The organism is Marinitenerispora sediminis, from assembly GCF_003336425.1.
Lineage (GTDB): Bacteria > Actinomycetota > Actinomycetes > Streptosporangiales > Streptosporangiaceae > Marinitenerispora > Marinitenerispora sediminis.
Genome location: NZ_QEIO01000220.1, coordinates 1 through 6168 on the forward strand (window position 1 = coordinate 1; position 6168 = coordinate 6168).

Annotated in this window: 6 protein-coding genes and 1 pseudogene; 5 read left to right on the forward strand and 2 right to left on the reverse strand. The window is 76.4% G+C overall.

Features of this window, described 5'->3' with window-relative positions:
* Positions 1-483 precede the first annotated feature (483 nt).
* Entirely contained in the window at positions 484-930 is a 447-nt protein-coding gene (locus DEF28_RS25080) for a hypothetical protein (RefSeq protein WP_114400593.1), read from the forward strand.
* An 83-nt stretch (positions 931-1013) separates the two neighbouring features.
* Positions 1014-1529 carry a WD40 repeat domain-containing protein gene (locus DEF28_RS25085; protein ID WP_114400592.1) on the forward strand — a complete coding sequence of 172 codons (516 nt, stop codon included), beginning with the start codon at positions 1014-1016 and terminating at the stop codon, positions 1527-1529.
* Between the two features lie 76 nt (positions 1530-1605).
* On the opposite strand, the gene DEF28_RS25090 is transcribed toward DEF28_RS25085, so the two are convergent.
* Positions 1606-2151, reverse strand: a complete 546-nt coding sequence (locus DEF28_RS25090; protein WP_199493531.1) for a DUF2087 domain-containing protein — start codon at positions 2149-2151, stop codon at positions 1606-1608.
* 807 nt (positions 2152-2958) lie between these two features.
* Positions 2959-3678, reverse strand: coding sequence for an HAD family hydrolase (locus DEF28_RS25095; RefSeq protein WP_114400590.1), 720 nt, complete (start codon positions 3676-3678; stop codon positions 2959-2961).
* Between the two features lie 213 nt (positions 3679-3891).
* On the opposite strand from DEF28_RS25095, the gene hisN reads away from it, so the two are divergent.
* From hisN to DEF28_RS28640, 3 genes and pseudogenes are all read left to right on the forward strand, one after another.
* Positions 3892-4698, forward strand: coding sequence for a histidinol-phosphatase (gene hisN / locus DEF28_RS25100; protein WP_114400589.1), 807 nt, complete (start codon positions 3892-3894; stop codon positions 4696-4698).
* Positions 4699-4936: 238 nt separating this feature from the next.
* Positions 4937-5491 (forward strand): hypothetical protein, encoded by a 555-nt coding sequence (locus DEF28_RS25105; protein ID WP_114400588.1) that lies wholly within the window; start codon positions 4937-4939, stop codon positions 5489-5491.
* A gap of 547 nt (positions 5492-6038) precedes the next feature.
* A pseudogene (locus tag DEF28_RS28640) lies at positions 6039-6168 on the forward strand (ABC transporter ATP-binding protein); the annotation flags it as partial.

Here is a 6168-nt window from a genome sequence, read left to right on the forward strand (position 1 = left end):
GAGGTCTCGTGGGCTCGGAGATGTGTATAAGAGACAGGTGCGGGGGTGGCGGAGGTGGTCAAGGCGGTTCTCCATCGGGACGCCGGTCGGCCGCACGGCGGGGCCGGACCGGAGGGGATGCCTGGTCAGCTGGGGCGCCGGCGCGCGTCAGCGCGCACGGCGCGGGCACCGGGCGCGACACAGCGCGTCGTCGGTGCTCGTCAGCGCCATGGAGAACAGGACCATGCGCAGGTCGGTCGTCGGACCACACACAATGCCCCAGACTAACCGGAACCGGACAAGTCACGGAAGGAGCCCGCCGCTCCGCGTGCCGCCCGGGGCGCCCGGGGCGCCCGGCAGCACGGCACCGTTCTCCGACCCGGCGGCTAGCGTGCTCCCCCGATCACGCGGTCCCCGCCGCCCGACGTTTCCCGGAGTTGCGTTCCGCTGTCCACCGACATCTTCGGCGTCCGCGTCCGCGCCGTCCGCCCCGAGCACCGCGAGGTGCGCTTCCGGGTGTTCGTCGTCTACTACGAGACCAGCGCCCGGACCTACCTGCCGCTGCCGGAGCGGGATCCCGGGTTCTTCCTCTACGAGCGCTCCGGCGGCTGGGCGGACGAGGACGTGCTCGTGCGGGCCGACGACATCGTCCGGGTCACCGATCCGGCCTGGATCGGGCACCTGGCCCCGGGCGACGCCTGGGGCACCACCATGTACCCGCTGGACGCCGACAGCCCGAGCAGCGAAGACCTCCCGCACGTGCCGGACGTGCACGCCCCGACCGTGCTCCGCCCCTTCGGCACCGGAGGCACCCAGCGCCTGGCGTTCTCCGCCGACGCCCGCTTCCTGGCCGTCGAGGGGGAGGAGGACGAGGTCGAGGTGTACGACTGCGCCGACTGGTCGGAGTACGCGCGCCTCCCCTGCCGGGCTCCGACCTCACCTGGAACCTGACGTGGGTCCCGGGGCGGCACATCGTCGCGCGCACGGACCTGGACGCGCTGGAGACGGCGCAGCGCGCCTACGACCTCGACGCCGTGGAGGCGGTCGACGTCCCGGTGGAGCAGGGGTCCGGCCGGTCGCGCTCTTGGCGGCACCGGCTCGACTTCGGGCGGGCCGACGGCGTGGAGATCCGGTCGGACGGCGGCGAGCCCGTCGCGGTGCCCTCCCTTGGGGAGGTGGCGATCGAGGCCGCAGCCTTCACCGCGGATGGGTCGCGGCTGTTCGCGGCGGGGATGGCGCCGGACGTCCACGTCATCGACCCGTCGTCCGCGGCCGTGATCGACACCGTTCCCGACGTCGCCGGGCGGGTGACGGGCCTGGCGGTGAGCCCGGACGGCGGGTCCCTGGTCACCGCCGGACCACCCGCTGACGTCCCCTGGTCCGACGACGAGGTCCGCGTCCACCGGCTCGCCGACCTCGCCTGGTCGCCCGACGGCCGCTGGGTCGCCATGAACCTGGAGCACGCCCACGGTGGCGGAGAGGTCCGGACCATGTCCGCGGGCCTGCCGGCGCGACCGCCCGCGGAGCTGCGCGCGCCCGCCGCCGCCTGACGGGGAGCGCGCCGCGCGGCGGCACGGGGACCGCGGTCCGGCCGCGTCGCCGCCCGCACGTGCGGTTCGAGGTGTCTCAGACCTCCACGGTCCCGCCGCACCGCCAGTAGTGGTGGGCGTCGCGGTCCAGGAAGCCCTCGTCCACGAGCAGCCGGCGCAGCATCGCGTGGTCGTCGTGGAACGCCCGCAGGAACGCGTTGACCTCGGCCTCCGTGTAGCGCACGCCCGGCTCGAAGATCCGCGCGACGTGGTCCAGCAGCACCTGGCGCCGGCCGCGGTGGGCCGGCATCGTGGTGATGCGCCCGTCCTTGGTGAACGCCCGGAACACCGCGGCCTCCTCCTGCTCGACACCCGCCAGGTCGTCGAGCGGCTGGGGCGGGGCCGCCGCCGCGACCGCGTTGCGCAGCACCTCCGGCCGGGCCGCCCACCGGGCGCCGTCCCGGCCGACGAGCCCGCCCTGTTCCAGTTGGCTGAGGGCCCGCAGCGCGTCCCGCAGCGGCAGGCCGGCCCGCTCGGCCACGGCCTCGCTCCCGGAGGTCTGGAGTACGAGGGCCGAGAAGACCCGCAGCCGCTCCGGGGCGCTGATCAGGCCGAGCAGTCTCACACGTTCGTCGTCGGGCATGCTCCCATGCAAGCAGAGCCGCCCGGCCGCCGCCATCCGTTTCCGAGCCGCCGCCGCGGACCGGCCTGCCTGGCGGTTGGCCGCGGCGCACGGAGCGGCGGCGTTCACTCCCGGCGCGCACCGGTCCGCCGCTGCCGCCGGATCAGCGGCCCGAGCGCCGGCGGGCGCCCGCGGCACGTACGGCCAGGCGGCGCGCCGGGGCCGCGGTGGTCCGGACGGCCTCCCGTGCGCTGGTGCCGCGCCGGGCATGCGTTCGCCGCGGCCGCGCGGGAGCGGCCGCGGCGCTGGTCCCCCGCCGAGGCGGCGTGGTGCGGCCGCATGCGAGATGCGGTCGAGGGACCAGCAGCACGGCAGGTCATGGACCGCCGCTCAGGCGGCCGCGGTGCTCCCGGGATCCCGCGCCCAGCGCCTGCGGCGCGGACTCCGGCGGAGGCCGTCGAGCGGCGTCCGTTCGCGCTGGAGGAGGGCGGTCCGGTCCGGGGTGGGCGGCAGGGACCGGGCAGGGCTCATCAGGCGCCGGGGAGTTCACCCCGCCCCGGTCCGGCCGGTGGCAGGCCTCCACCGTTCAAGGTCCGCGTGCTCGCCCACCCGTCGGCGGCCCGGCCACTCCGCTCGGAACGTCCGGGGCCGCCCGCCATCCCGGGAACCGGCCCGCGCCTGGCCGGTGCGGCCGACCGGGCACCGCTCACGGCGATCTCGGCGGCGCGGGGGCGGACCGGGGTGCCGGGGCGTCGAGGAGCACGCGGAAGCGGCGCGGGAGCCCGCGCCGTTCTGGCTGCACGGGAGCCGGGGCCGCGGCCGACGCCCTCACTCGTCCACGATCGCGCTGCGGACCCCCAGTTCGTCCAGCCGCTCCAGCATGTCGAGCGGGTCGGCGTACACCCGGAAGGCGCCGGCGCGTTCCAGTTCCTCGCGGCCGTACCCACCGGACTGCAGTCCCACGCCCAAGGCGCCCGCCCGGCGGGCGGCCAGCAGGTCCCACACGCTGTCGCCCACCACCATGGACTGCCGGGGATCGACTCCGAGCAGGTCGGCGGCGGCGAGGAAGAGGTCGGGGTCGGGCTTGGCGTGCCGCACGAGGTCCCGGGTGACCATGGGCGTGTCCTCGGGCAGTCCCAGCAGCCCCAGCGCCGCCCCCGCGGTGGCGCGGCGCCCGCTGGTGGCGATGGCCCACGGGACGCCGCGCGCGGTCAGCTCGCCGAGCAGTTCGGCCGCGCCGGGCAGCGGGCGCACCGACTCGTGCCGGCGCAGGAACTCGCGGGCGTGCGCCTGCTGGAGTGCACGGACCTCCTCGGGCGAGAGGTCGCGGCCGGTCTCGCGCATCAGCGCCGAGACGAACAGCCCACCGCTCATGCCGATCCGGCGGTGGATCCGCCACACCGACAGGTCGATGTCCATCTCGGCCAGCGCGGTCCGCCACGCGATGACGTGCTGGTACACGCTGTCGATGAGGGTGCCGTCGAGGTCGAACAGGAAGGCGGGCGTGCTGTGCCGCGGCTCGGGGGCCGCCGGAGTGGTTGCGTTCACGACAGACCAGTCTCACGGCACGGGCCGCGCCACGACAAACCCCGGAGCGGCGCGGCGCCGTGACCGGCGGTTCCGGGCACGGCGGGAGGACCCCGGCGGGGCCGGGACGGACCGCGCCGGCCGGCCGGGGGCGGGCCGCCGCTCACTAACACTCTGGTCACGCGCGTGCGCCGGGCTGCCCGCGCCCGGCACGGGCAGGTAGCGTTACCCGCCATGGCGGCCTTTGACGACGACCTTCGTCTCGCCCACGTCCTCGCCGACGCGGCCGATGACATCTCCCTGAAGCGCTTCCGCGCTCTTGACCTGCACGTGGACACCAAGCCCGACCTCACTCCGGTGACCGAGGCCGACCGGGCGGTGGAGGAGACGCTGCGCGGCGTGCTCTCGCGCGCGCGGCCGCGCGACGCCGTGCTCGGTGAGGAGTACGGGAGATCCGGGAGCGGGGCCCGCTGCTGGGTGATCGATCCGATCGACGGCACGAAGAACTACGTCCGCGGCGTCCCGGTGTGGGCGACACTGATCGCGCTGCTCGACGGTGACCGGCCGGTCGTGGGGCTGGTCTCCGCGCCGGCGCTGCAGCGCCGGTGGTGGGCGTCGAAGGGCGGCGGCGCGTGGAGCGGGCGCAGCCTCACCAAGGCCAGCCGGTGCCAGGTCTCCGCGGTCGCGCGGCTCTCCGACGCCTCGCTCTCCTTCTCCTCCCTCACCGGCTGGGAGGAGCAGCGGCGGCTGGAGTCGTTCCTCGGGCTCACCCGGTCCGTCTGGCGCACCCGCGCCTACGGCGACTTCTGGTCGCACGTGATGGTGGCCGAGGGTACCGTTGACGTCTCGGCCGAACCCGAGCTCTCGCTGTGGGACGCCGCGCCGCTGCCCGTCATCCTGGAGGAGGCCGGGGGCCGCGCCACCGACCTGAACGGACGCGACTTCGCCGATGGGGGGCCGCTGGTGTGCAGCAACGGCGACCTGCACGACACCGTGCTGACGGCGCTCAACGGCGGACCGACCCCGCTTCGCCCGGTCTGAGCGGCCGCGTGGTCCGGCCCGCGGTCGCCTACCGGCGGCCGGTGCCCGGTCCCGGGGCGGCCCGGCCCGCGCGGCCGCGCCCAACCCCCGCCGCCCGTTCCCGGAGCAGCTGCCACGCACCGCCGCGGGCGGCGTAGGCGGACGCTCCGGGCCGTGGCCGACAGGTGCGGTCGAACGCTCCCGTACCGGTCGCGACAAGGAGTCCGCACGGCGCCCCGGTGCGTAGTACTCTGCGCTCGTGCTTCCCCTCCACATCTCTTCTCCCCCTTCCGCGCGCCGGCCGCCCCGGCTGCTGCTGCCGCTCGCGGCCGCCGGCGTCCTGCTGCTCTCGGCGTGCGGAGGCACCGACAACCCCACCCAGCAGGAGCTGGAGGCGATGCTCGTGCCGAGCTCCGCCGGCGGGGAGACCCCGGACGAGGCGGCGACCGCGGAGCTGCGGTTCGACGCCCGCACGCTCACCTGCGAACCACGGGTGAGCACCCGCGTCGAGGGCGCCTGGGAGACCTCGGTGCCGCGCACGAAGGTGTCCGACAACGCGGCGCGGATCGCCCTGCGCGACTCCTCGGGGGCCACCGACGGCCCGGTCAGCCTGCGCGTGGTGACTCCGGACGGCGACGAGTACACCGCCTCCACGACACTCGCCGGCACCGACTGGTCCGAGCTGGTGTTCCCCAACCACTTCGACGACGGGCCGCAGACCCTCCCCGACGGGACGTACACCGTCGTCTGGTCCTCCGGCGAGGCCGGCGACGGCCCCTTCATCTCCTGCGACGGCTTCCGGGTCGAGGCCTAGACCTCCCGCCGGGACGGCCGCCGAACCGCCCGCGTCCGGGGGCGGAGGCTGCCGGGCACCGGCGTGCGCGGACCGGCTTCGCCCCGCCCACTGATGGCGCGCCACGTCCGTCCGGACCGCGTGGTCCTGCCCGGCCGAGGCGTTGGCACGCCCCCGGGCGAGTGCCCCCGGCACCGGACCTCTCCGCGCCCGGGCACCCCCCCGCACCTGCGCGAGGCGCCCCACCCGCATGCGGCGGCGGCCCGGCTGCTCCCGGCACGGGCCCCGCACCGGCCGGCACCCTGATCGCCCGTCAGCGATCCGGATCGCTGACGGGCGGTTGCCGAAACACCCGCACCCGCGGTGCAGGGCACCCGCGAGCGGTGTGCGGAGACCGCCCCCGCGGGCCGCGGCCGCCGGTCGCCGCGCTGGCACCCCGCCCGGCGATCCCGACCGGCCCGTCCCGCTGCGGGAGGGCCCCGCGCCCGTTGCGGACCGCAGCAGCCGCGGCCGTCCGGGGCGCGGGCTCATCCGCCCGCCGCCGTGACGGGGCTGAGCCGGCGGTGCCGGCGTTTCCCGCCAGGGCAAGTCGACGCTGCTCAACCTGCTCGGCCTGCTGGACCGCGCGGACGGCGGTGAGCACGTCTTCGACGGCGTGGACGCCGCCCGGTTGCGGGAGGGCGGGCGGCGTCCACGCC